Raw genomic sequence first — 24429 nt, forward strand, 5'->3', positions numbered from 1 at the left:
AAGGCATGTGACGTTGAGTATTTCGGAACCTTCCGGCCACCACCCCGTCCGCTCCCAGGTGGACCACCGGGCGGCGGTCGCGGCCGAGACCGCCCGGTTCGTCGCCGCGGTCGAGGGCGCGGACCCGGCAACCCCCGTGCCCGGCTGCCCCGGCTGGACGCTGAACGATCTGATCAGGCACACGGGCAGCGTCCAGCGCTGGTTCTCGGTCCTGCTGCGGAAGCGTATCCAGCAGCCGCCGAGCACGCGCGACGTGGAACTGCACCTCCCGGACCGGGAGGACGAATACCCCGGCTGGTTGGCCGCGAGCGCGGAGGTGGCGGCCGACGCGTTCTCGACCACCGGGCCGGACCTGCCGATGTGGGCCTGGGGGGCCGACCAGCACGCCCGCTTCTGGGCGCGCCGGATGTTCTTCGAGACCCTGCTGCACCGGGCCGATGCCGAGACTGCGCTCGGCCGGCGGCCCGTTGTCGACCGCCCGGCCGCGGTGGACGGAATCGACGAGTTCCTGGTCAATCTGCCCTTCGCCGCCTTCTTCGCCCCCAAGGTGGCCGACTTGAGGGCCTCCGACCGTACGGTCCTCTTCGCCGCGTCCGACGGGGACGAGCGGTGGCTCGTGCGGCTGCGTCCCGACGGCTTCGGGCTCGACCCCGCGCACGCGGCCGCCGATGACGGCGACGCTGTCGTCCGGGGGGCGGCCGCCGACCTGCTCCTCCTCGTCTACGGACGGGTGTCCCTCGACGGCGGACTCGTCTCCGTCGAGGGGGACGGGGAGCTGCTGGAGCACTGGTTCGCCAACTCGGCGTTCTGACGCGGCGCGGTCCGGCCGCGCCGAAGCGCATGCCACCGGTGCCGGACACGGTGCCCGGCTCGGCGCGGACGGGTCGGCGCGGGCGGGTCGGCGCGGACGGGTCGGCGCGGGCGTCGGGTCCGTCGGCGACCTCGGCTGCTCGGGCCCCGTTCGGTATTCGCCATCGGCAGACCGGAGCGGAGCGGTTCCGGCCCGCGCTCCCCCGTACCGGCGGGGGCCCGGTTCGTTCTCCGAGCGCCCCTCGACCAGGTCGGCCCTCACATCACACGTTCGTGTGAAAGAGGGTCTCCGGACATGTCCTGCCGCATAGCCCGCACAGCCGCGGGGATGACTCCCCCAGCAAGCCGAACCCAGCGGGTGAGTGGGGGCCGTCTGTGAGTGAAGTCGTCTTCGTCGCTGATTTCACGTCCGAGAGCCAGTGGGTCGCGGGACACTCCTGGGCCTATCCGAACGGCGGCCCCACCAACCCCGGGGACGACAAACTCGACCACCTGACCGCGGACCCCGGCTACAGCCGCACCGGATGCTTCCGCGCCACCCGCCGGGCCGACGGCTTCTGGGACACGGGTCTGCTCACCACCGAGGAGAGCGCGGACGGCTTCACCGTGCGCACCGGAGACCGCCTGGACGCCAGAGTGCGCCTGCCCGTCGGGGTGGGAGCCTGGCCCGCCATCTGGACGTGGCGGGACGGCGGCAGCGAGGTCGACGTGTTCGAGTACCACCCCGACAATCCCGATCTGCTCGAACTCACCAACCATGTGCACCACGCCGGCCACTACGTCCGGGACGGCGCCGTGCGCCCGGGCGGGGTGATCGACCTGAGCGTCACGTTCGGCAGGCACAACGTCGTCTGGTGGCTGAACGGCGCGGAGGTCTTCGCCGACCACCGGGGCGTCGGCTCGTACTGGCGGGCCTACCTCATCGTCAACCTGTCGGTGTGCGCCGGCCGCTATCATCCCTCGCCGGACACGGACGTGAACGAACTGTCGTACGAGGTGGAGAGCCTGGTGGTCCGACGCCCCTGGTGAAGGCCTCCCCGCACGGTGCGCCGGCTGCCCGGTCGACGTCCCGCGTACCGCTGCGGCTGCGGCTGCGGCTGCGGCTGCGGCTGCGGCTGCGGCTGCGGCTGCGGCTGCGGCTGCGGCTGCACGGGGATCCCGGACCGGGGCTCGCAGGCACAGCTGGATCCAGCTCTTGATCGTCTTGGGCTGCGGCACCTGGTTGAAGTGCGGCACCGGTTCGTCCGCCGGCGGCACCCGGGCCTCGGGATCATCCGGCCGGTCCTCCGGATGCAGCGGGCGGCCCGTCACCCTGTCCCGGAACCGGGCCGGTTCGTAGGCGTCCGCACAGTCGATCGCCACGTTCCGCACTGTCGAGACAGTGCGCGCAGGCCTTCCTGATGTCCACTGCGGACGCCACCTGGTCGCGCTCGTTCTCCACGCGCCACGCCGGACTCCCGACACCCATTCCCTCCCAGGGGCTACCGAGGGGTAACCGGCTTCTCCTAGGCTGCTCCCAACTCAGTACCTATCAAAGGGAGTTGCCAGATGCGCGTGGTTCGTTCGGCAAGACGGTCGGTGGCGCTGCTCGGTGCAGCCGTCATGATGCTGCTGATCCCCGGTCAGGCCGACGCGGCATCGCCGTCGTTCGCCCACACGACGGCCATCGGCACCCACAACGCGTACGAGAAGTCCAAGTACACGTACTTAGCGCAGGCGCTGGACTCCGGTGCCTCGCTGCTGGAACTCGACGTGTACGTGGACAGTCTGAGCCACCGCTGGCGGGTGAGCCACAGCAACCTGTTCGGCAACGACAACAACTGCGAGCACGCGAACACGCCCGACCAGCTCTACAGTCAGCGGCGCAACCAGGACCTGGGGAGCTGCCTGGACAACATCGCGGCCTGGAACCAGCTGCATCCGGAGCACGCACCGATCGTCTTCAAGGTGGAGATGAAGGTCGGCTTCAACGACAGGGGCGGCCTCGGTCCCGACGAACTCGACCGCCTGATCGCCTCCAAGCTGGGCAGCAGCGTCTACAAGCCCTCCGACCTGCTCGGTGGGAAGTACACCTCGCTCGACGCGGCGGCGAAGGCGGACGCGTGGCCCTCGCGGGACGCGCTCAAGGGCAAGTTCCTCTTCGAGTTGATCCCCGGCACCGTGGAGCAGGCCAACCCCTTCGACCACTACTGGACGGACGAGGAGTACGGCGACCACCTGCGCGACCTGTACGCAGCCGGTGAGATCTCCTCCGCCGAGGCGTTCCCGGCGGTGCTGGGCGCGGAGAACGGCGACCCGCGGGTGAGCCGCTACGACGCCTCGATCCGCCCCTGGTTCGTCTTCTTCGACGGCAACGCGGCGACATACGTCGACAACGGCTACGCCACGTCCTTCTACTCCGTGAACCACTACATCCTGATCATGACGGGGGCGGACGGAGTGTCCCCCGCGATCTCCTCCACCGCTCCGACGGACGCCCAGGTAGCCGCCCGGCTGTCCCTGCTGGCCGCCGACCACGCAAGCATCATCACCTCCGACTGGTCGGCCAAGTCGGCACCGGTACTGGGTTCGGTGGCCACGCGGGGCTGAGAGTGCGGCCCCAGGTGCGCGCCGTGGCACCAGCCCCTGTCCGGGGCACCGGTGACGGCGCGCACCGGTCCGTCCGACGCCCACGGTGCGAGCGGTTCTCCTCCGCCGACCTCGGCGAGGCGCAGGAGGACCGTCTCGTGGTGGGGCACGCCGAGTTCGCGGCGGCAGCCCCGCACGGACCCGAACCCGGGCCGGCGCGGATGCGGAGTCGGCATGCCGGGGAACGGACGGTGCTCGATCCGGTGGTCGAGCCCACCCGGCATCGCATCCGAGCGGCCCGCGGCGGGCGTTGCGGGAGGTCGGCGCCCGGTGTCGCAGGAAGTCGGGCCGTTCGTCGCCGGTGAGTGTCCGCATGCCCCCTCGAACGGCGGCGACCGCTTCATCGAGCGGACGGCGCGGTGCGGCGCCGGGCGGCGTCGCGGCCTGGGTCCGCGGCGCCGGCGCCGCCGCTCGCCCGGACGGCGCCTTCAGGGCCCTACCGGGTTCGGCGCTCACCGGATCGGGACCGCAGGTGAGAGGCCGTGATCGAGTTGCCCCCGGCGCGTCGAGGAGGACGCTGGAGCTGTGGGGTGCGTCAGGTGGAGGCGACCGGGAGGCCCCGCACCGGGCGGGCCCCTCCCCCGCCTCCGGTCCCGTACCGGAAGCGCCGTGCACCGCCCTGGTCGCGGCGCGGGGGTGACGCGGTCGCGCTCGGCCCGGCGGCGCGCACCCGGGTTCGCCTCCCCACCAGGCGGACCGGGGTGACAGGCCCACTGCCACCGGCGTCCTCCCACCCTGCTCCGGAGGTGCCCGGCGTCCTCCACCGGAGCCCGGCCTGCTCCGCAGGAGCCTCGTCCGCTCCCCTACCCGCCGGCCGGGATTCCCACGAAGGAGGGCCCCGATGAGCAGCACGTCCATCGCCGCCGCGGAACCGATGACACTGGAGGACGCGCAGGTCCTGGCGCTGGAATCCGGGCCGATCCGGGGTCACACCCTCAAGGTGCTGCTCGTCGGGGACGCACCGGACCGCTCTCCTCTCCCCGCCCTGTGCGACGTGGTCGAGTCCGGGCTGGAGGTGCTGCCGCGCTGGCGGCGGCACCTGGTCCCGGCTCCCGGCACCCCGGCCGGTCTGGCCTGGCAGGACGACCCGCGGTTCCGTGTCGACCGGCAGGTGCGCGAGGTGGGCGGCGGCGCGGTGGACGAGGCCGGTCTGCGGCGGATCGTGGCCGCCGTCATGACCGATGCGCTGGACCGCTCCGAACCCCTGTGGACCCTCGACGTCGTTCCCCGACTGACCGACGGGCGATGGGCGCTGATCTGGAAGGTCCACCACTGTCTGGCGGACGGCATGACGATCATGCACGCGGGAAGCCGCCTGATCTGGGCGTCGAGCCCGTCCGGGACACCGGAGTCCGCCGGCGGGGGCGCAGCCGCGGGTGCGGGCCCGCCCACGGGCGCGGACCCTGGGCGGCCACCGGCAGGCCGGCGGCCTGCGCCGGGCCTGCCCGCGCAGCTACGGGCAGGCGCCCGGCTCGCCAGGGCGGCGGGGTACCGGGGGCTGGCGCTGCGCGAGTTCGGGCCGCTCGGCCGGCTGTCGCCCTTGGCCGCGCCCGTGGGCGGTCGGCGAGTCGTCGCGTTCGCCCGCTGCGAGCTGGCCGATCTGCATCGCATCGGGCGGGCGTCCACACCACACGCCACCGTCAACGACGTACTGCTCGCCGCCGTCGCCGGTGCGCTGCGCAACTGGCTGCTCACACGCGGGCCCGGCACGGCGATCAAGGCCGAGGTCCCGGTGAGCATGCACCACGGGCCGGTCGCCGCCGAAGCGGCGGGGAACCGGGACTCGTTCCTGCTGGTGGGTCTGCCGGTGCGGGAGCCCGATCCGCTCGCGCGTCTGCACGCCGTCTCCGCCGCGACCGGTCTGCGCAAGAACCGGCACGACGCACGAGCGGTCTACGCGCTGGGGCGAGCCGCCGCCCGGGCGCCGTCACCGGTGCGCAGGCTGGTGCAGCACCTGGTGCACAGCCCCCACGAGTACTCGTTGAACGTGTCCAACGTGCCGGGGCCTCGCACGCCGGTGTACGTACTGGGCCGACGGGTGGACGGCCTCTGCTCGATCGCGGAGGTCGCGCCGCGGCACGCCCTGAGGGTCGCCGCCGTATCCCTCGCCGGCACGCTGTTCGTCGGCCTGTGCGCCGATCCGGGGGCCATGTCCGACGTCGACGGGTTCGCACGGGACGTCGAGCTCGAGGTCGGGACGCTGCTCGACGCGACCGGAGCGTGAAGGAGCGCGGAAACCCGCGGAAGAGAGCGGAAAGGCCGGCAGGTACGCCCACCGCCTCGGCGGAGGGCGCGGCACCCGTGCCCCGGGCTCAAGGTTGCCCTCCTTAATCAGACGGACTAGTCTGTTCGATTAAGGAGGTGCTGTCATGGCGACACGGATCAGGAAGACGCAGTCGGAGGAGAGGATCCTCACGGCGGCAGCCGAACTGTTCTACGCGAACGGGCTGCGCGGAGTCGGCATCGATCAGGTCATCGCGGCGTCGGGCGTCGCGAAGTCGACGCTGTACGCGCACTTCCGCACGAAGGAGGAGCTCGTCGCGGCCTACCTGCGCCGGACCGACGACTCCTGGATGGCGCAGCTGCAGGACGCGGCCGCACGCACCGGGACCGGCCCCCGCGAGCAGCTCGTCGGGCTTTTCGACGCACTGACGGACGCCTTCGACCGGCACGGCTTCTTCGGATGCCCGTTCGTCAGTGCGGCCGTCGAGGCGGACCTGGACTCGGAGGCCAGGGCCGTCACCGTGCGTCACACGCAGCGCCGTCAGGAATGGCTGACCGAGCTGGGTGAGAGGGCCGGAGCCGCTGAGCCCGACGCACTCGCACGGCAGATCGGCCTCCTGATCGACGGCGCTCTGGCCTCGGGGCGGCTGCTGCAGGACCGCGCCGTCGTGGAAGAGGCGAAGTCCGCGGCACGTCGGCTCGTCGCCGACCGCACCTGACCGCGTTCGAGCACGCCCGCGGTCCCCGGGCCGCGGCATCCCGCTTTCCGGGCGGCGCTTCCCGCGCCGCACCGGCCCCTGCACATCAGGCAAGACAGAACGGAGACACCGTCATGCGCGCAATGGTCCTCGAGGAGTTCGGCACCCCGCTGGTCTCCCGTGACATCGACACCCCGGCCGTCACCGCCGACCAGGTTCTGGTCAGGGTCGAGGCCAGCGGTGTGAACCCGCTGGACACCAAGATCCGGGCCGGGAAGGCGGCCCACGCCAAGCGCACCCTGCCGGCCGTCCTCGGCCTGGATCTGGCGGGCGTCGTCGAAGAGGTCGGCGCGGACGTCCGCGGCTTCGCCCCGGGCGACGAGGTCTTCGGCATGACCGGCGGAGTGGGCGAGGTGCAGGGCTCGCTCGCCGAGTACGCGGCCGTCGACGCCCGCCTGCTCGCCCACAAGCCGCGCTCGCTCACCCACCGCGAGGCCGCGGCCCTGCCCCTGGTCGTCATCACGGCCTGGGAGGGCCTGGTCGACCGCGCGCAGGTCCGCGCGGGGCAGAAGGTCCTCATCCACGGCGGAGCCGGCGGGATCGGCCACGTGGCCGTGCAGATCGCCCGGGCCCGCGGCGCCGAGGTCTTCGCCACCGCTTCGCCCGCCCGGCTGGAGACCGTCCGGCGTCTGGGAGCCACCCCGATCGACTACACCGCCACCCCTGTGGACCGGTACGTCGCCGAGCACACCGGGGGCGAAGGCTTCGACGTCGTCTTCGACACCGTCGGCGGGTCCGTGCTCGACGCCTCCTTCACAGCGGTCCGCACCTACACGGGCCACGTCGTGAGTGCTCTGGGCTGGGGGACGCACAGCCTCGCGCCGCTCTCCTTCCGCGGCGCGACCTACTCGGGTGTCTTCACCCTGCTGCCCCTGCTGACCGGGCGCGGACGCGAGCACCACGGCGAGATCATGGAGGCGGCGGCAGCGCTCGCCGACGAGGGTGCGCTCAGGCCGCACCTGGACCCCCGGCGCTTCGCCCTGACCGATGTCGCGGCCGCCCATGCGGCAGTGGAGAGCGGCACCGCGGACGGCAAGATCGTGATCGACGTCGGGCGACGGTGACGTCCGGAGCGCGGGCCCGGGCGGCCTCCGGGCGAGCGCGGCGCCCACGGCAGGGGGCGGCGTCGGACGGATCCGGGTGTCACTCCCATTCCCAGCGGATCCCGGCGTGCCCGGGCTGCTGGTCCAGTGAGACGAGATGGGCGCTGGCCGAGGCGCCGAGCCAGAGCCGGTCGCGCACGCGGTCGTCGTCGGCGCCCGGCTCACGTTCGTAGCGGTAGCAGTGGGCCGGCGCGGCGCCCGGGGTGAACTGCACCTGGAGCACGTACTGCCGCACCGGTACGGCGAAGCGGCGACCGTAGCAGGTGGCCGGGCTGTTGGCGGTCAGCCGCACCTCGTATTCGAAGACGGCGGTGTCGCCGAGGCCCAGGGGGACGTCCAGCAGGAGTTCCGCGGCGACTATGCGGGCCTGCGACTGCTGGCGGACCCGGCCGAGGCGGGCGTGGCGCACCGCGCCGATGCGGGGGATCTCGTCGGTGTCCTCGTCCGCGGCGTGGACGACCAGGCAGCGGGACACGCCGTTGGCGGTGGCCCGTACCACCTGGTTCATGCGCAGCACGCACTCACCGTCGTGGGACGACACCTGGAAGGTGTCGTGGATGCCGAGCCGCTCCAGACCGTCGCCGGGGGTCACCTCCAGTTCCTCGCAGACCTCCGCGAGCCACTGCTCCCCGGGCCAGAGATCCGTGGGGTGGAGGCCTTCGGCGGCCGTAGGGGCCGCCGGGGCCATCGCGTAACGGCCACGTGGCCGGGGCGGTCCCAGGAGCGCGCCGAGCGTGCCGGTCGGCAGGTCCAGGATGTCCTCGAGCAGTTCGACGGCGCGCATCGAAGCCGCCCGTTCGGGCTGGCTGCGGCCGCGGCGCCAGTAGCTGAGGGTGGTGACGCTGATGCGGACGCCCCGCCCGGCGAGGGCGTGCCGGATGCGGTCCAGGCTGAGGCCGCTGGCCTCGATCGCATCGTGCAGGACGTCGGCGAAACCGGCCTGGGAGGGCAGACGCGGTCCCAGCGGCTCCTTGAGGTGCTGTGGCGGCGTCATGCGGATCACTCTCCCCGTCGGTGGACTGGCACGGCACCGGTCCTGTTCCGGCCCACGCCACCGAGTTGGATGGACAGTACGCAACGGGAGGCGCCCGCGTCACCACATGCCCAGTATGAGAGTGCTCACGACAAAAAGGGGCACCCGCCGGGGCAGGCGGTCGAAGCCTTCCCCGGCGGGGCGTCGAAGGAGAACGTCAGGAGACGTTCAGGGCGGTGTCGTCGACGACGAAGCTCGTCTGCGCCGAGTAGTCCTCGGTGCCGGTGAACTTCAGCGTGACCGTCTGGCCCGCGTAGGACGACAGGTCGAACGACTTCTGCACGTAGCCGGAGGCCGCGTTCAGGTTGGAGCACGTGGCCAGGGTGCCGAGCACCGAGCCGCTGGAGTTCAGCACCTGCACCCGGAGCTTGTCGTAGGCGGTGCTGCTGGTGTTCTCCGAGGTGTCGACGTGCAGCCAGAAGGAGAGGGTGGCCTGGCAACCGGAGGCGATGGACGCGCTCTGGGAGAGGGTGTCGGTGTGGCTGCTGCCGTAGCCGTCGAGCCAGGCCTTCCAGGAGCCGCTGTGGGCGGCCTCGGAAGCGGAGCTGTCGACCACGCCCGAGGAGGCGGACCACGGGGAGGCGCTGCCGGTCTCGAAGCCGGCGTTGCCGAGCAGCTGCGCCGGGGTGCAGGTGCCACCGCCACCGCCACCGCCACCGCCGGTCCCGCCACCGGTGCCGCCCATCAGCGCGTCGGTGAGGCCGTCGGCGATCGGCGAGCCCCAGCCGGTGACCCGGTCGTAGCCGGTGCTGGTGCTGTAGTCCTGGTTGCCGCCCGAGGTGACGTCGTGCAGCGACGAGGAGTAGCTGCTGCCGGTCGCCACGGCGTAGATCTTCGGGTTGGCCTCGCCCAGGGCGCTCTTGCCGGCGGCCGCGGCCTTCTGGTTGTAGAGCGCCGTGTAGCCGGCCCACAGCGGGGCGGCGGCGCTGGTGCCGCCGTAGACCTGCCAGCCGCCGGCCGTGTAGATGGCGAACCCGGATGCCGGGTCGGCGTCCGAGGCGACGTCGGGCACGGTGCGCATGGTCGCGGTGCCGGTCTGCCAGGAGGGCTTGGAGAAGACGGTGGAGATGCCGCCGCCGCTGGTGCTCCACGCGCTCTCAGAGCTGTAGGACGTGCCCGAGACGGACAGCTTGGTGCCGCCGACCGCGGTGTTGTACGGGCTGGAGGCCGGGAAGTCCACGGCCTTGACGGAGGATCCGCTGGTGCTGCGCGTGCAGTCGCGGGAGCCGTCGTCGCCGGAGGCGCTGAAGATGCTGATGCCCTGCGCGGCGGCCTGCTTGAAGGAGTTGTTCACCGAGGTCATCGAGGAGGACGTGGTGTCCGGCTCGCAGGAACCCCAGGAGATCGAGATCACCGAGGCGCGGTTGTCCGACACGATCTTGGCGGCCATGTCGACCTCGCCGGCGTCCGAGTTGGGCGCCTCGTAGATCAGCTGGGTGGCCTTGGGCGCGACGCCGCGGACGATCTCGCTGTCGAGCTCGACCTCGCCCTGGCCGCCGCCGGGCGAGCTGTCGTAGTTCGCGCCGTCGACCGAGACGGTGCTGACGGACGGACCGCTGAGGCCGAACTGGCTGTCGTAGGTGGAGAGGTTGGTCTTCTTGTAGCCGTCGAACTCCCAGAGCGCGACGGTCTGGCCGGTGCCGTCCGCGCCGAGCTTGTCGAAGCGGTACGCGCCGTCGTACTGGCTGGGGCCGAGGCCGCTGGGCGTCGCGGCGGGGTTGGCGGCCGCGTGGACCGCGTCGTGGTGGCGCACCGTGTGGCTGTCGAGTCCGGAGATGCCCTGGACCACGGCCGCGAGGTCGGACGGCAGCGTGGCCGCCTTGTCGTTGGCGAAGAAGTGGCGGTGCTTGGCGGTGTCGACGTAGTTGGTCTCGCGGGTGCCGAAGGCCGCGTTGACCTTCTTCGCCGAGCCGGTGGCGGACACGACCTGACGGTTGCCGCTGACTCCGGTGACGGTCAGGCCCTGGGCGCGCAGGTAGTGCCGGACCCGCGCCACGTCGGCCTTGGTGGGTGCGAAGCGGGCGGCGAACTGCGCCGGGGTCAGGTAGTGGCCGTACTCGGGCGTCCCGGGGGTGGAGACGGCGGCGAGGAAGCGGTCGAGTCCGGCGGAGTCGCGGAGCTTGAGGCTGACGGAGACGGAGAGCTGCTGCGCGGCGGGGACGTCTCCGACGCGCTGCGAGTTCGCGACCGCGGGGCTTTCGGTCTGGGGAAGCGGGACCCGCGGGTTCGACGCCGCGCTGGCACTGGTGGCGCCGAGTGCCGTGATGCTCAACGGCAGGAGCGCGAAGGCCACCGCTGAGGTGGCGATATGACGGGGTATCACGTGGGGGTTCCTCCTGGGGTGTGCGTCCCGGGGAAGGAGACGCACGGATGAACCTCGCAGAGACCCGCGCTGAACTTGACCATGCACCGACAAGCATTTGCCAAAGAACAGTCAAACGTTCACATACACAGTGTGCCAACATCGCTGTTGGAAGGCCTTGTTGACGTCCGTCCGCAGGGGCACGCGGGACCGGCGGCGCGGAGTCGGCGGACCCGGCGCCTTCTCCCGGCAGGGGATGCCGGGAGAAGGCGGAACCCCTCCCCCGGTCACCGGCCCCTCGGAGTTCCGGCCGCGATCCGGCCGAACGGGTGTCGGGCCCCGAGCACCGAGGGCCCGTCACTTCCAGGTGTCGTCGAGGGTGACCGATCCGGAGGAGCCGGTGGCGTAGCTGCGGTTGTCGCCGCTCTCCCAGGTCACGTCGCCGGAGCCGTCCTTGACGATGTACTTGTACTCGAAGTACGTGTTCGGGGCCATGCTCACGGTCGCGGACCAGACCGGATAGGCCGCGGAGGAGAGCGGGACGGCCTGGCCGGTGTCCCACGTGCCCAGACCCGCGGTGCTGCCGACGACATAGACGTTCTGGCCCGGCACGGTGGCCTTGTTCTCGTCGAACGTGACGCCGACCGGGGCGGTGGACGTGCTGCTCCAGGTGTTGCTGAGCGTGCCGCTGCCGGAAGTACCGGTGGTGGCGGAGTGGTTGGCGCCGCTCTCCCACTCGATCGTGCCGTCCGGGTCCTTCTTGATGTACTTGTACTCGAAGTAGGTGTCCGCGGGCAGCGTGACGGTCGTCGTCCAGTTCGGGGCGGTGCCGCCCATGGAGACGGCGTCGTCGGTGTTCCAGCCGCCGAGTGCGGGGACGGAGCCGACGAGGTAGACGTGCTGCCCGGTCCGGACGCTCGCCTGCTCGTCGAAGGACTCGCTGACCGTGGTGCTGCCGCTGCCGGAGCCGTTGTATACGTCGGTGAGCGAGGCGGTGCCGCCGGATCCGGTGGTGGCGCCGTGGTTGTCGCCGGGCTCCCAGGTGACGCTCCCCGAGGAGTCCTTCTGGATGTACTTGTACTCGATCCCGGTGTTCTGCGGCAGGTCGACGGTGACGGTCCAGGTGGAGCCCGACTTTGTCATCGGGACGGCTGCCGAGGGGGACCAGCCGCCGAGGCCGGGGACGGAACCGGCCAGGTAGACGGGGGAGCTGCCGGGGGCGCCGTTGACGGTGAACGTCTCGGCGACCCGGCCCGCGGTCGGGGAGGAGGAGGGGGAGGGGGTCGGGGAGGGGGTCGGGGAGGAGGAGGGTGTCGGGGAGGGGCTCGGGCCGCCGGCGACGACCCCGTAGAGCGCGACCGCGTCCTCGGCGGCGACGGAGACGGTGGCGTCGCCGGCGCCGTCCACGGTCACGGTCGGGCCGCTGCAGGTCCCGGCCGCCGCGTCGTAGTCGCCGTGGATGACGTCGCAGTAGGTGCCGGCGGGCAGGCCGGTGGCGAAGGTGTGCGTCCGTGCGGCCGCCTCGTTGTTGATGGCCACCCAGGCCCTGCTGCCGCGGGAGAACGCGATGAGGTTGCTGCCGTCGTCGTACCAGTGGGCGACCGGCCGACCCATGGCGGCGTTGTGCCAGGCGACCATGTTGGCGATGCCCTGGTCCCGGTCGGTGCAGGTCCAGGCGCTGCCGCAGACGGTGTCGGTGACGTGGCCGTCGGCGCTCGCGGGCGGCGAGTCGTCGTTGGTGTCGAAGGTGAAGGCGGAGTAGACCTGCGGGGTGCCGTAGTCCCAGGCCAGTTCGAAGATGTTGGCCAGGGTGTAGGTGTCGCCGTTCTTGTAGCTGAGGGTCTGGCCGTTGCGCTCGGTGTCGTGGTTGGTGACCATCACGGTCGACAGGTCGCTGGGCTCGAGGTTCCAGCTGCTGTCGCCGAAGGTGCGCAGATTGGCGATGCTGCCGGTGAACTGGTTCTTGAGCTGGTTGGCGTAGGTGAACTCGATGACGCTGCCGTTGCTCTCGAACGCTCCGGGCGACAGGTCCGGGTTCTGCGTCGGTATGACCTCCTGGGAGATGTACGGGCGGGCACCCCACAGGGTGTCGTCGAGCTTGTCGAGGACGGCGGCGAAGTCGGTCTGCGCGATGTGCTTGGCGGCGTCGATGCGGAAGCCGTCGACGCCGATGCCGATCAGGTCGTTGAGGTAGCCGGCGATCGTGGTGCGGACATGCTCCGACTCGGTCCTGAGGTCGGCCAGGCCGACCAGGTCGCACTCCTGCACCTGCCGGACGTTGTCCCAGTCGTCGATCGCCAGGTCGGCGTTGGGGCAGTCGGCCGGGTAGCTGTGGAAGTCGGCGGGCGTGTAGCCGATGGAGGGGTAGTCCAGCGCCGACTCGTCGAAGGAGGCCCCGCCGTAGGAGTCGGTGCTGGTCTGGTTGGTGCCGGCGGTGTGGTTGACGACCGCGTCCACGTAGACCTTGACCCCCGCGTTGTGACAGGCCGTCACCATGTCGACGAACTGCTGCCGGGTGCCCATGCGGCTGTCGAGGTCGTAGCCGACCGGCTGGTAGACCTCCCACCACGGATGGCTGGACCGGTCCAGGCGGATCGAGTCCTGCGGCGGGGCGACCTGAACCGCTCCGTAGCCCTTCGGGCCGAGCACCGTGGTGCACTCCGCGGCGACCGACGGCCAGTTCCACTCCCAGAGGTTGGCGATGACGTCGCCGCCGTTGGGCGAGCCGGCGTGCGCGGTACCGCTGGTGAGGGTGAGCGGCAGCAGCGTCCCGGCGACGAGTGAACCGGCGGCGGCGAGCAGGGTGCGTGTACGTCGCGGCCGGCCGCCGGACCGCGGGCTTCGGGTACGACCGAACTGGGGCATGGCGCGACATTCCTCCATGGGTACGGCCACCGGGACCGGGGGCAGGCGCGCGGGCGCGCCCGACGGGGGCCGTTGCCGGCAGCAGGCGGGGTGGGACGGGGATTGCGGCGATCGTCAGATGCCGAGATCACGGTGGTCGCGCGTCACCACCGCCCGGCCGTCCACGGTGCCGTTCGGACACCACGGCCGCCACGGTGCAGCCGCCCCCGGGCCCCGGAGCAGCTGCGCGGCATGACCATCCCCCCTGGGAAAGCACGCGTCAAGAGACTGCGCAGGCAACGATTGAAAATTGCTGCAATTCCTTGCTCGACAGGGCCGCCAGAGCGGGGGAAAACGGACCGGATGCTGCCGCTGACGCGACGCCAGGCGCGACGCCTCCGCAGCAGACGAGCACCCGCCCTCCTGCTCGACCTGATGAATGAGACCTGCCACGACCTGCTGTGCTTCGGCCCAAACCCAGGCCCGGAAGGGCGTACCGCCGGCGCCTCCCCTGGCTCCTCAAGCCGCCCTGCAAGTCAGCGAAAAGAACTGCAAGAGGGTTGACTCGGATCCCCGCGAGCGGGATCGTCTCGCCCACGGAACGGGTTCGTCGACAGGCCGTTCCCACTCCCCTCCTCCCACCGGCCCCGGTACCGAGGTGTCGGTCGCGGTTGCGCGCAGCCGCAGGTCGGTGCTCGGGCATGTCCAGGAAGCAGTCCTCATGAGCCGCAGACCCCACTTCCGTCACCGTCGCCACCGAACGGCCGTGCTCGCAGTGGCAGTCGCGCTGCTGGGCTTCGGCACCGTCTCACTTGCCGTCCCCTCCGCGAGCGCCGCCACCACCGCGGTCAGCCTGCCCGGCACCTTCGACACCGAGATCGGTTGCGCGGCGGACTGGCAACCCGACTGCTCCCAGGCCGAAATGGTGCAGCGCGCGGACGGCAGGTGGACCGCCTCGCTGAACCTCCCCGGCGGCAGCTACCGGTACAAGGTCGCGATCAACGACACCTGGGCCGAGAACTACGGTGCGGGCGGCGCTCCCGACGGCTCCGACATCAGCATGACCGTCCCGTCCGCCGGCGAACGGGTCACCTTCGTCTACGACCCCGCCACCCATGTCGTCACCGACGACTCCGACCGGCCGGTCGTCACCGCCGTCGGTGACTACCAGTCCGAACTCGGTTGCGCCGGGGACTGGTTGCCCACCTGTCCTGCCACCGAGATGTCGGACCCCGACGGAGACGGCGTCTACACGTACTCCACCACCGCGGTCCCCGCCGGAAACTGGAACACCAAGGTCACCATCGGCCGGTCCTGGACCGTCAACTACGGTGCCGACGGGGTCGCCGCCGGTGCCGACATCGGCTTCGACGTCCCCTCCGACGGCGCCACCACCACCTTCTCCTACAACTCCGCCACCCATCTGATGACCGTGGTCAGCGTCAGCGGACCCACCGCTCCGCTGAACACCCTCGGCGCCCTGTACACCCCCACCGCCACCACGTTCCGCCTCTGGTCGCCGGACAGCTCGAACGTCACCGTGAACGTCGACGGCGCCGGCCACCCGCTCACCCCGACCACGCTCTCCGGGTACTCCGACGTCTACCAGGCGGTCGTCGGCGGTGACCTCAAGGACCGGACGTACCAGTTCTACGTCGGCGGAGTCGCCGTCCCCGACCCCTATGCGCAGATGGTCGAGCCCGGAACCACCCGGGGTGTGGTCGTCGACACCGCCGCCGTCCTCCCCACCGACGGCACCTGGTCGCCGCGCCCGGCCCTCGTCCACCGGGAGGACTCGGTCGTCTACGAGCTGAGCGTCCGGGACTTCACGATCGACCCCAGTTCCGGTGTCGAGCCGGCCGAGCGAGGGAAGTTCCTCGGTCTCGTCCGGAGCGGGACCACCTACGACGGAGTGAAGACCGGCATCGACCACCTCAAGGAACTCGGCGTCACGGCAGTGCAGCTGATGCCCTCCTTCGACTTCGGCAGCACGGTACCGAACTGGGGCTACGACCCGGTGGACTACAACGTCCCCGAGGAGCAGTACTCCCAGTTCAGCCAACCCGAGGACCGCATACGCGAGTTCAAGGACATGGTCAACGAGTTCCACAGGAACGGAATGCGCGTGATCATGGACGTGGTCTACAACCACACGCACAGCAAGAGCGTGTTCGGCGACATCACCGGCAGGTACTACACCGCCACCGACCTCTCCGGCACCGGCGACTCGATCGACGACGGCACCCCCATGGTCGCCCGGATGATCCGGGACTCGCTGGAGCACTGGGTACGCGACTACAACGTCGACGGCTTCCGCTTCGATCTGGTCGGCGTCCACCACTACGACAACGTCGCCTCCTGGGCCGACTACCTCAACACCGCCTACGCCGGACGCAAACTGCTGATGTACGGCGAGCCCTGGAACGGCGGCGCGTCGGACCCCGACGAGGCGGCGAAGGTCCGCTACGGGACGGTTCCCGCCCTCGCTCCCGAGCACTTCGGCGTCTTCAACGGCGTCTATCGGGACGCCATCCGCGGTGGCACCGACTCCGACACCATGGCCTACATGGGAGGTTCGGGCAATCCGGGCGCCATCGCCTTCGGCATGCGCGGTTCACCCACCGACGCGGACAGCACGGCACCCCTCTCGGACCTGTGGAGCCCGGCCTTCGCCGAGGACCCCGAACAGACCGTGAACTACGCCTCGATCCACGACAACCTGAACCTCTACGACAAGATCACGTACTCCGGCGCCGGTGGTGGAGCGACCGGCACGGCCGGCCGGATCGACCGCTTCGCCACCGGAATGGTGCTGACCTCCCAGGGCATCCCGATCATCGCCGAGGGCGACGAATTCCTCCGCTCCAAGGTCGTGAACGGCGACTACACCACCGCCATGAACTCCTACGACGCACCCGACGCCGTCAACGCGATCCACTGGGGCGACAAGGTCGCCCACGCCGATGTCTTCCGCTACTACCGGGACGCGATCGCCTTGCGGAAGTCCACCGCGGCCCTGCGCCTGACGACCTGGGGAGCGGTCCACCACCAGCTGACCACCCAGGTGGACGGAGCCGTCGTGATCGGACGCATCAGCTCCGATCCCGACGACCCCACCGGCTACGACACCGTGGTCGTCGACAACCCCACCGGCAGCACCTACGGCGTCGCGCTGCCGCCCGGCACCTGGACCAAGGTGCTCGACTCCTACGGCTCCACCGCGACGACGGGCTCGGACTGCGGCCCGCAGGCGGTGAGCGTCTTCCGCCGGAGCTGACCCGCCGGCCGCCCGGGCGGCGCCCGGGCGGCGGGCCCTGCACACGGGCCCTGCACAGGCGACAGGGCTGTCCCCGTGGACTGCGGTGACGTCGGAGGGTCCGTGGTCCGCGCCGGTGCTGCGGCACTCACTCCAGGTACCGGGCGAGTTGCTCCAGCGAGGAGGCCATCCCGTCGGCGTGATCCTGCGCGCTCACCGCGTCGGGGACTCCGGCGGCGGTGACGTCGACGCGGGTTCCTCCCTCGACCGCGGTCATCTCCCAGGTCATGGTCATCGGTTCGGCGTAGGCAGGGTCCTCGGAGACGAAGTCCACCGCCTGGACGACGCGTGCTCCCGGTACGAGTTCGAGGAAGCGCGCCTCGACGACGTCCGCGTTCGGAGCCGACTTGCCCCGGGATCCCCGGGCGTCCGGCGCGTCCGGCGCGTCCGGCGCGTCCGGCGCGTCCGGGTAGGTGAGCACCATGCGGTAGGAACCGCCGGGACGCGCGTCGAACCGCTCGACCGAGCCCGACATGTCCCCCGGCGGCAGCCATGCCTCGAGGGCTTCGGGGTCGAGGAGTGCGGCATAGACCCGCTCACGCGGGGCGGCGATGAGCCGGGACGCCTTGTCGGTGCGGGGCATCGGCCGACTGTAACGCGGCGTCACGCCCCGGTGCCGCCCCGCAGCACGCCGTGTAGGCCGTTCGGTCGCACCGGGTTCGAGGCGGGCCGAGCCGTCACGCGGCCGGAGCGGCGGCGAAAGTGGAGCGACCCGGGCGTCCCCGGCCCGAGGCCCACCGGCTGCGGGCTCAGGTGCCCGGGATGATGCGGCGGGTCTCGTAGGCCCACATCGCGATCTCCACGCGGTTGCGGGCGCCGAGCTTGGCCATCAGGCTCGCGAGATGGGTCTTCACCGTGCTCAGGCTGATGTGCAGGGCGTCGGCCGTCTCGGTGTTGGTCAGTCCGCGGGCGACGGCGAGCAGCACTTCCTCCTCGCGGGGGGTCACCGGGGAGATCGGCTGCGCTGCGGGCCGGGCTGCCGGAACCTCCGCGAACGCCCGCAGCAGGCGCACGGTGACACTCGGCGCGATGAGCGCCTCCCCGTCGGCGGCCGAGCGGACGGCCTGCGCCAGCAGTTCCGGTCCCGTGTCCTTGAGCAGGAATCCGCGGGCCCCCGCGCGCAGCGCGCCGTAGACGTACTCGTCCAGGTCGAACGTGGTGATCACCACCACGGCCATCGGGTCGTCCACGTCCGGACCGGCGATCAGCCGAGTGGCCTCCAGTCCGTCCAGCCGAGGCATCCGGATGTCGAACAGGCAGACGTCGGGGAGCAGGTCGCGGGCGAGGCGTACCGCCTGCCGGCCGTCGGCGGCCTCGCCGACCACCTCGATGCCGGGCTGGGCGTTCAGCATGATCTGCAGGCCGGTACGGATGATCGCCTGGTCGTCAGCGACGAGAACTCGGATGGGCACTTCTGTCCGCCCTCCCCCGTGGCAGCTCGGCTTCGACGCTCCAGCCCCGGTCGGCGCCCGGGCCCGCCTGCAGCCGGCCGCCGAGCAGGGCGGCGCGTTCCCGCAGTCCGGCAAGACCATACCCGTCGCGCCCGCGGGCGGTTCGCGCCCCGTCGTCCCGCACGGTGACCCGCACGCCGTGCGGCTCGCCGGTGACCCGGACGACGATCTCGGTCGCGTCGACCGCGTGCCGCCTGGCGTTGGTCACCGACTCCTGCACGATGCGGTAGACCGCCGCGTCCACGGCCGGCGGGAGCGCGTCGAGTTCGCCGTCGAGCCCGAGATCGATCCGCAGTCGGCCGACCGGCACGCGCATCAGACGCTCGAGGTCGGAGATTCCGGACAGCGGCGTGAGTTCGGCGGCGCCCCCGCCGTCGCGCAGAGCGGCCACCATGGCCCGCATCTCCTCCAGTGTGCGGGCGCCCTCCTCCTCCACCCCCAGCAGCGCCTCGACGGCCGCGACCGGATCCCCGGCCGCCTGCACCCGGCCGGCCTGTGCCCGGATCACCATGGCCGAGACGTGGTGGGCCACGGTGTCGTGCAGTTCCCTGGCCAACTGCTCGCGCTCGCGGGAGCGCGCCCGGTCCAGCCGCCGCTCCCGGGCGGTCGCCCGGAACCGGACGGTCGCCCCGATCAGCGCGGGCAGGAGCAGGAAGGCGAAGCCGACGAACTGGTCGACGGCCGCGGTTGGGTCGGCGAGGGCCGACAGCGTGAACGCCGCGAGGATCAGCGCGCTCCCGAGGACGATCTCCCTTCCCGATCCCCACCGGGGCAGCGCGTACACCAGGACGAGTACGACGACCCCGGTGTACAGGCCGACCGGCTCGGGCGGCTCGGCCACCAGGGAGGCGATCTGGAGCAGCGCCATCGCACCGAAGGCGAGTGCGACGACGGCCAGCGGGCGGGTCCGGCGCCACAGCGGCAGCACGCACAGCCAGAGCGTGAACACCACGGCCACCGGCCGCCAGACGACGTCCTCCCGCAGGGTGCCCTCCAGGACCGCGCCCACCAGGGCTGCGGCAAGCAGCATCCAGTCCCGGCGCACCCTGACGGGTGCGCCGGACGGGCGTGGTTCGCTCCACAGGGCTCGCAGGTCGTCTCGCAGCACGGCTCCCAGCCTAGAGAGCGCTTCGCGCCGCACATCGGTCAAAAGTAGGGGACGCCCGTCGTCCCCCGGGCGGACGGACCGGCGGCTCGCGGGCCGATGTCCGCGGGCGCCGCCCCGGCGAACCTCTCTGCATCGGCCGGCCGTGCAGAGGCGGCCGGCGAGGCGGTTGGAGGACCGATGCTCTCGAAAGCCCTCTCCCGGGTGGGCGCAGGCGCCGCTCGACACCCCTGGCGGGTGATCGCGGCATGGCTGCTCGCTGCCGCCGTCGCGCTGGCCGCGGCGCTGCTCCTCGGGGGGCGGACCTCCGACTCGATGTCCGCCCCCGGACTCGACTCCCAGCGGGCCGCGGAGCTGATCGAAAGGGCCGGCACCGGACAGGACGGGATGACCGCGCAGGTGGTCCTCACCCCCGTCGGCCAGGAGGCCACGTTCTTCGGCGACGGCGCGGCACGCGCCGCCCTCGGTCGGGTGGAGGCCGAGATACGGCGGCTGCCGCACGTGCTCGGTACGGGCGACCCGGCCGGGGCACTCGAGTCGGACCCGGACGGCGCCGTCCGGGAGAACCTGGTGTCGTCCGACGGGCGGGTCGCCGTCGTCCGGGTGCAGTACCCCGACCAGAGCCGGCTGTCCGACCGAGACCTGCACGACCTCGTCGACCTGGGCGACCGGCTGCGCGGCGAGGTGCCGCTGCGGATCGAGATGGGCGGGGACCTGTTCTACGCGTTCTCCGACTCCGGCGGCGGGGCGGGCGAGCTGATCGGCATCCTCGCCGCGGCCGCGATCCTGTTCCTGTCGTTCGGCTCGCTCGTCGCCGCCGCGCTGCCGATCGGCATGGCGCTGTTCGGACTCACCGTCGGAAGCGCCACGATCACGGTGCTCGCGGGAGTGACGGAGATCCCCGCCTTCGCACCGGTCCTCGGCGCGATGGTCGGGCTCGGGGTGGGGATCGACTACGCGCTGTTCGTGCTCGCCCGGCACCGCGAGCAGCTGGCGTGCGGCGTCGGGCCCCGTGAGGCGGCCGGGCGGGCGGTGGCCACGGCCGGGCGGCCCGTGGTGGTCGCCGGCGGCACCGTCGTGGTGTCGATCCTCGGCATGGCGGTCGCCAACGTGCCGTTCCTGACGGTGGGCGCGATGGCGGTCGCGATCGTGGTCCTGATCATGGTAGTTGCCTCGGTGACACTGCTGCCGGCCTTCCTCGGCGCCGCGGGCCCGCGTCTGGTCCGGCCCGGACTGCTCGGCCGGGCCCGCCGTGCGGGGAGAGCGGGACGGCGCGTCCGGCAGGACGGGCTCGCCCGGCAGGGGGCCACCGGCGGGGCGGACTCCTCCCGGGCGTCCCGGTGGCGGGGCTGGATCACACACGTCAACCGGCATCCGGTGGCGTACACGGTCGCCGCGACGGGGCTGCTGCTGGCCGCGGCGCTGCCTGTGCTGGGGCTCCGTGTGGGGCTGCCCGACGACGGGTCGCTGCCGCCCGACCGCACCGAGCGCCGCGCCTACGACCTGGTGGCCCGGGGATTCGGCCCGGGAGCCAACGGCCCCCTCGTCATCGCGGCGGACCCCGCCGGTGATGCGGGGATGGTGGAGCGGCTCGCCGCGGCCGTCTCCCGGGATCCGGGCATCGCGTCGACCGCACCGGCGCGCGTCGACCGGGCCACGGGAATCGCGACCCTCGTGGCCTTCCCGACCACCGGCCCGCAGGAGCGGGCCACGGCCGACACCGTCGCGCGACTGCGCGCCGACGTGCTGCCGTCCGCGGTCGGGGACGGTCCGGGGACGGCCCATGTCGGCGGTGCCGCGGCAAGCCTGTCCGATGTGGGCCGGCGGACCAGCGAGCGGCTTCCGGTGTTCGTCGCCGCCGTGCTGGTGCTGTCCTTCCTCCTGCTGATGCTGGTCTTCCGGTCGGTCCTGGTGCCGCTGAAGGCCGTGCTGCTGAATCTGCTGAGCATCGGCGCGGCGTTCGGCATCCTGGTCGCGGTGTTCCAGTGGGGCTGGGGCGGTGCGCTGATCGGGCTGGAGGCGACGGTGCCGATCGTGTCGTTCATCCCGATGTTCCTGTTCGCGATCCTGTTCGGCCTGTCCATGGACTACGAGGTGTTCCTCCTGTCGCGGGTGCGCGAGGAATATCTGCGCACCGGCGACAACGGTGCGGCGATCGTGCGGGGCGTCTCGGGCACCGCCCGGATCATCACGTCGGCGGCTCTGATCATGGTGGCGGTGTTCCTGTCCTTCGCCGTCGCCGAGGACCCCTCGACGAAGATGTTCGGGTTCGGTCTGGCCACCGCGATCTTCGTCGACGCCACCGTCGTGCGGATGGTCCTGGTTCCGGCGACCATGACGCTCCTGGGGCGGGCCAACTGGTGGCTGCCGGGGTGGCTGGACCGGGTGCTCCCGCGGGGACCGGTCGGTGCCGACTCCGCCGCGGTGACCGGGCCCGCGGACGGGGACGGCCCTGCCCGGGCCCCGCTCCCCGGCGCCGGTGCTCGGCTCGGCGGGCGCACGGCAGAGCGGACCTGAACGACGCGGGCGGCGGGGCGGAGCCTGCGTCGACCGCGGGATCGGCGGTCCCGGCCGGTTCTGCTCTTGGGCCGGCTGACTGCGGCGGCTGCGGCGAGGCCCGGCCGCCGCAGCCGTCAGGCCGTCGGGCGGGCCGCCGGCTCGCCCTGCTCCAGCAGTTCGCGGATGGGCCCCAGTGCACTGTCCACGCTGACCCGGCGCGCCACCACGTCACGCGCCCTGGTGATCAGGTGCCCGCTGCGGAACATCAGCCGGGCGAGCTGGCGGGAGTTGTCCTGGGCGCTCTCCACGCGGGGCCGCTGCCCGCGCTCGTAGGCACGGAACGCGGACGGGACAAAGTCCGCGTCGGCCGCGGCCAGTTCCCGGGCCAGCGCGGCCGCGGACTCCATGGCCATCGCCGCGCCGACGCCCGCGGTGGGCAGGAAGCCCGCGGCGGCGTCGCCGAGCAGGACCACTCGTCCGTGGCTCCACGCCGAGGCACGGACGTCGGACATCTTCCAGTAGTAGGCGCCCGGTGTGTCGGCGACCGCTCGCAGCGCCCCGGCGCACCGCTCGTCGACGGTACGCAGGCTCTTCCGTACCCGTTCGGCGAACGCGGCCGGCCCCTGGTCGGTGAGTCGGTGGGGTCCGCCGACGAAGACGCCCGTGCGGTCGAGGACGGGGTAGAGGCCGACGAACGAGCCGGCCCCCCAGGTCTCCTCGTAGCGGCTGCTCGCGTCGCCGGTGTCGGCGTCGGTCCAGGCGACCCAGCCGCCCCAGCCGGTGTCGTAGGTGTGCACCCGGCCGGGGTCGAGCACCAGCGAGCGGGTGGCCGAGTGGAGGCCGTCGGCGGCGATCACGGCGTGGACCTCGATGTCCACGCGCTGCCCCGCCTCGCTCAGCGTCACGTGCACCCGGTCGCCGCTCTGGACGAGGCCGGTGACCGTGGTCCGGTGGGCCACCGGCGTCTCCTGGACGCCGAGTACGCGGAGCAGGTTCGCCCGTTCGATGCCGCGGTAGTGGCCGAACCGGCCGATCGCCTCGTCCAGGGAGTACTCGTTGAGGATCGCGCCCGACGCACCGCGCAGGCGGTACTCGTGCATGGCGACACTGGATTCCAGGTAGTGGTCCAGTACCCCGAGGTGGCGGAGCACCGGGTCGACGAAGGGCATCAGGCCCAGCATGTAGCCCTCGTCCCCGTCCGGGCCCGCCCGCTCGACCAGCAGCGGATGCAGGCCGTCGGCGCGCAGCAGCCGCGCGGCGGTCACGCCCGCCACCCCTGCGCCGACGATCAGCACCCGGAGGCGGTCCCCCCGGGCGCGGTCGAGTTGCGCCTTCACGTCCAGCGTTGTCCGCATCCGCCACCCCACATGTTGTACCGGCTGGTCCACAGCGACCGTAGCAGGGTTGGACCGGCTGGTACACAACGGGTAGGCTGCCTCGCATGCCAGCAGGTGAACTCGCGCCGGACCGCCGCCGACGGCTGCTCGAGACCGCCGCGCGGGAGTTCGCGGCCGAGGGGTACGAGCACGCCTCACTCAACGCGATCATCCATGCCTGCGGAATGGGAAAGAGCTCCTTCTACCACTACTTCGGGTCGAAAGCGGTGCTGTTCGACACGGTGGTCGGCGAGGCACTCGGCGAACTGGCCTCCATGCTCGACATCCCCGCCCCCCGGGACCTGGCCGGCCCGCACTTCTGGGACCGGGTCACCGACCTTCTCCTCGACCTGCTCGGCATCGCCGGCCGGGGCACCTGGCACGCCGAGGTCGGCAAGCTCTTCTACCTGCCCGACGCACCCACCGGCCACAGTCCGGCGCTGCGCGAGGCGTGGGAGTCGATCCGCTCATGGCTCGACCGCACGCTGGCCACCGGCCGCGAGTGCGGCGCGATCCGCGCGGACCTTCCGCCCTCCCTGCAGGCCGCGCTGATCGGCGAGGTGCTGCAGTGCCTCGACCGCTGGTCCCTGCGCCACCTGCACGAGTACCCGGCCCGGGAGCAGGAGGACCTCGCCCGGGCCCAGGCCGACGCGCTCCGTCGCCTCCTGGCGCCGTGAAACGCCCTGCGGTGGCGCCCGCCCGGTCGCACGGGCGGGCACTTTCCGCGGCACCCCGCCTCCCGGGGTGGACCGCACGGCCGCCGTCCCAGTGAGGAGCGCGCGGCGGCGGGGGCGCACTCCACCGCTCCGGAGACGGAAGTCCCGTTCCACGCCCAGCGCCTGACGCCATGTCGGGCGTGCCGTCGCCGCCGGAGAGCTCGAGTCTCCGCCTCCCCTTCCCGGTGCCGACGCCGACGCCGGCACCGGCCGCGGCGCGAGACGGGCGAGGGTGACGGCGAGCGAGCCGTGTGCGCTGTAGGAA

Annotated in this window: 17 protein-coding genes and 1 pseudogene; 10 read left to right on the forward strand and 8 right to left on the reverse strand. The window is 72.1% G+C overall.

Translation table 11 applies throughout. The annotated features are described in order from the left end of the window. Nucleotides 1-7 precede the first annotated feature (7 nt). The 3 genes from ACL02U_RS23085 (at nucleotide 8) to ACL02U_RS23095 (ending at nucleotide 2009) form a co-directional block, all read left to right on the forward strand. The gene (locus ACL02U_RS23085; protein WP_412792809.1) at nucleotides 8-811 is read left to right on the forward strand and encodes a maleylpyruvate isomerase family mycothiol-dependent enzyme; all 804 of its coding nucleotides are present in this window, start codon (nucleotides 8-10) and stop codon (nucleotides 809-811) included. A 374-nt stretch (nucleotides 812-1185) separates the two neighbouring features. Beyond that, a complete protein-coding gene (locus tag ACL02U_RS23090; RefSeq protein ID WP_412792810.1) occupies nucleotides 1186-1839 on the forward strand; it encodes a beta-glucanase in 654 nt (217 codons plus the stop codon). Beyond that, nucleotides 1836-2009, forward strand: a complete 174-nt coding sequence (locus ACL02U_RS23095) for a hypothetical protein (protein ID WP_412792811.1) — start codon at nucleotides 1836-1838, stop codon at nucleotides 2007-2009. Before ACL02U_RS23090 ends, ACL02U_RS23095 begins: the two co-directional genes overlap by 4 nt. Here ACL02U_RS23095 and ACL02U_RS23100 read toward each other — a convergent pair. Then, nucleotides 1963-2181, reverse strand: a pseudogene (locus tag ACL02U_RS23100) (VOC family protein); the annotation flags it as partial. The gene ACL02U_RS23095 and the pseudogene ACL02U_RS23100 overlap by 47 nt on opposite strands. A 177-nt stretch (nucleotides 2182-2358) precedes the next feature. Between ACL02U_RS23100 and ACL02U_RS23105 the strand changes: the two are divergent. The 4 genes from ACL02U_RS23105 (at nucleotide 2359) to ACL02U_RS23120 (ending at nucleotide 7483) form a co-directional block, all read left to right on the forward strand. Continuing rightward, the gene (locus ACL02U_RS23105; protein ID WP_412792812.1) at nucleotides 2359-3399 is read left to right on the forward strand and encodes a phosphatidylinositol-specific phospholipase C domain-containing protein; all 1041 of its coding nucleotides are present in this window, start codon (nucleotides 2359-2361) and stop codon (nucleotides 3397-3399) included. 880 nt (nucleotides 3400-4279) lie between these two features. Next, the gene (locus tag ACL02U_RS23110; protein WP_412792813.1) at nucleotides 4280-5662 is read left to right on the forward strand and encodes a wax ester/triacylglycerol synthase domain-containing protein; all 1383 of its coding nucleotides are present in this window, start codon (nucleotides 4280-4282) and stop codon (nucleotides 5660-5662) included. Nucleotides 5663-5807: 145 nt separating this feature from the next. After that, complete coding sequence (locus ACL02U_RS23115) at nucleotides 5808-6380, forward strand: TetR/AcrR family transcriptional regulator (protein WP_412792814.1); 573 nt, start codon at nucleotides 5808-5810, stop codon at nucleotides 6378-6380. A 113-nt stretch (nucleotides 6381-6493) separates the two neighbouring features. Then, nucleotides 6494-7483 carry a zinc-dependent alcohol dehydrogenase family protein gene (locus ACL02U_RS23120; protein ID WP_412792815.1) on the forward strand — a complete coding sequence of 330 codons (990 nt, stop codon included), beginning with the start codon at nucleotides 6494-6496 and terminating at the stop codon, nucleotides 7481-7483. Between the two features lie 79 nt (nucleotides 7484-7562). Here the strand turns inward: ACL02U_RS23120 and ACL02U_RS23125 are convergent, their stop codons facing one another. From ACL02U_RS23125 to ACL02U_RS23135, 3 genes are all read right to left on the reverse strand, one after another. Next, complete coding sequence (locus tag ACL02U_RS23125) at nucleotides 7563-8516, reverse strand: hypothetical protein (RefSeq protein WP_412792816.1); 954 nt, start codon at nucleotides 8514-8516, stop codon at nucleotides 7563-7565. 196 nt (nucleotides 8517-8712) lie between these two features. Then, entirely contained in the window at nucleotides 8713-10878 is a 2166-nt protein-coding gene (locus tag ACL02U_RS23130; protein WP_412792817.1) for a protease pro-enzyme activation domain-containing protein, read from the reverse strand. Nucleotides 10879-11214: 336 nt separating this feature from the next. Next, complete coding sequence (locus ACL02U_RS23135) at nucleotides 11215-13722, reverse strand: carbohydrate-binding module family 20 domain-containing protein (RefSeq protein WP_412792818.1); 2508 nt, start codon at nucleotides 13720-13722, stop codon at nucleotides 11215-11217. A gap of 745 nt (nucleotides 13723-14467) precedes the next feature. Between ACL02U_RS23135 and ACL02U_RS23140 the strand changes: the two genes are divergently transcribed. Then, entirely contained in the window at nucleotides 14468-16978 is a 2511-nt protein-coding gene (locus ACL02U_RS23140) for an alpha-amylase family glycosyl hydrolase (protein WP_412792819.1), read from the forward strand. A gap of 127 nt (nucleotides 16979-17105) precedes the next feature. Here the strand turns inward: ACL02U_RS23140 and ACL02U_RS23145 are convergent, their stop codons facing one another. From ACL02U_RS23145 to ACL02U_RS23155, 3 genes are all read right to left on the reverse strand, one after another. Then, nucleotides 17106-17600, reverse strand: coding sequence for an SRPBCC family protein (locus ACL02U_RS23145; protein WP_412792820.1), 495 nt, complete (start codon nucleotides 17598-17600; stop codon nucleotides 17106-17108). 166 nt (nucleotides 17601-17766) lie between these two features. Further along, nucleotides 17767-18429 (reverse strand): response regulator, encoded by a 663-nt coding sequence (locus tag ACL02U_RS23150; RefSeq protein WP_412792821.1) that lies wholly within the window; start codon nucleotides 18427-18429, stop codon nucleotides 17767-17769. After that, nucleotides 18404-19576, reverse strand: a complete 1173-nt coding sequence (locus ACL02U_RS23155) for a sensor histidine kinase (protein ID WP_412792822.1) — start codon at nucleotides 19574-19576, stop codon at nucleotides 18404-18406. Before ACL02U_RS23155 ends, ACL02U_RS23150 begins: the two co-directional genes overlap by 26 nt. Nucleotides 19577-19753: 177 nt before the next feature. Between ACL02U_RS23155 and ACL02U_RS23160 the strand changes: the two genes are divergently transcribed. Continuing rightward, the gene (locus ACL02U_RS23160) at nucleotides 19754-22090 is read left to right on the forward strand and encodes an MMPL family transporter (protein ID WP_412792823.1); all 2337 of its coding nucleotides are present in this window, start codon (nucleotides 19754-19756) and stop codon (nucleotides 22088-22090) included. 116 nt (nucleotides 22091-22206) lie between these two features. Here ACL02U_RS23160 and ACL02U_RS23165 read toward each other — a convergent pair whose 3' ends face one another. Then, nucleotides 22207-23427 (reverse strand): FAD-dependent oxidoreductase, encoded by a 1221-nt coding sequence (locus ACL02U_RS23165; RefSeq protein ID WP_412792824.1) that lies wholly within the window; start codon nucleotides 23425-23427, stop codon nucleotides 22207-22209. 86 nt (nucleotides 23428-23513) lie between these two features. Between ACL02U_RS23165 and ACL02U_RS23170 the strand changes: the two genes are divergently transcribed. After that, nucleotides 23514-24125, forward strand: a complete 612-nt coding sequence (locus ACL02U_RS23170; protein ID WP_412792825.1) for a TetR/AcrR family transcriptional regulator — start codon at nucleotides 23514-23516, stop codon at nucleotides 24123-24125. The last annotated feature ends 304 nt before the right edge of the window (nucleotides 24126-24429 follow it).

Origin of the sequence: Streptomyces sp. MS06 (genome assembly GCF_047200655.1) — a bacterium.
Taxonomy (GTDB): Bacteria; Actinomycetota; Actinomycetes; order Streptomycetales; family Streptomycetaceae; genus Streptomyces.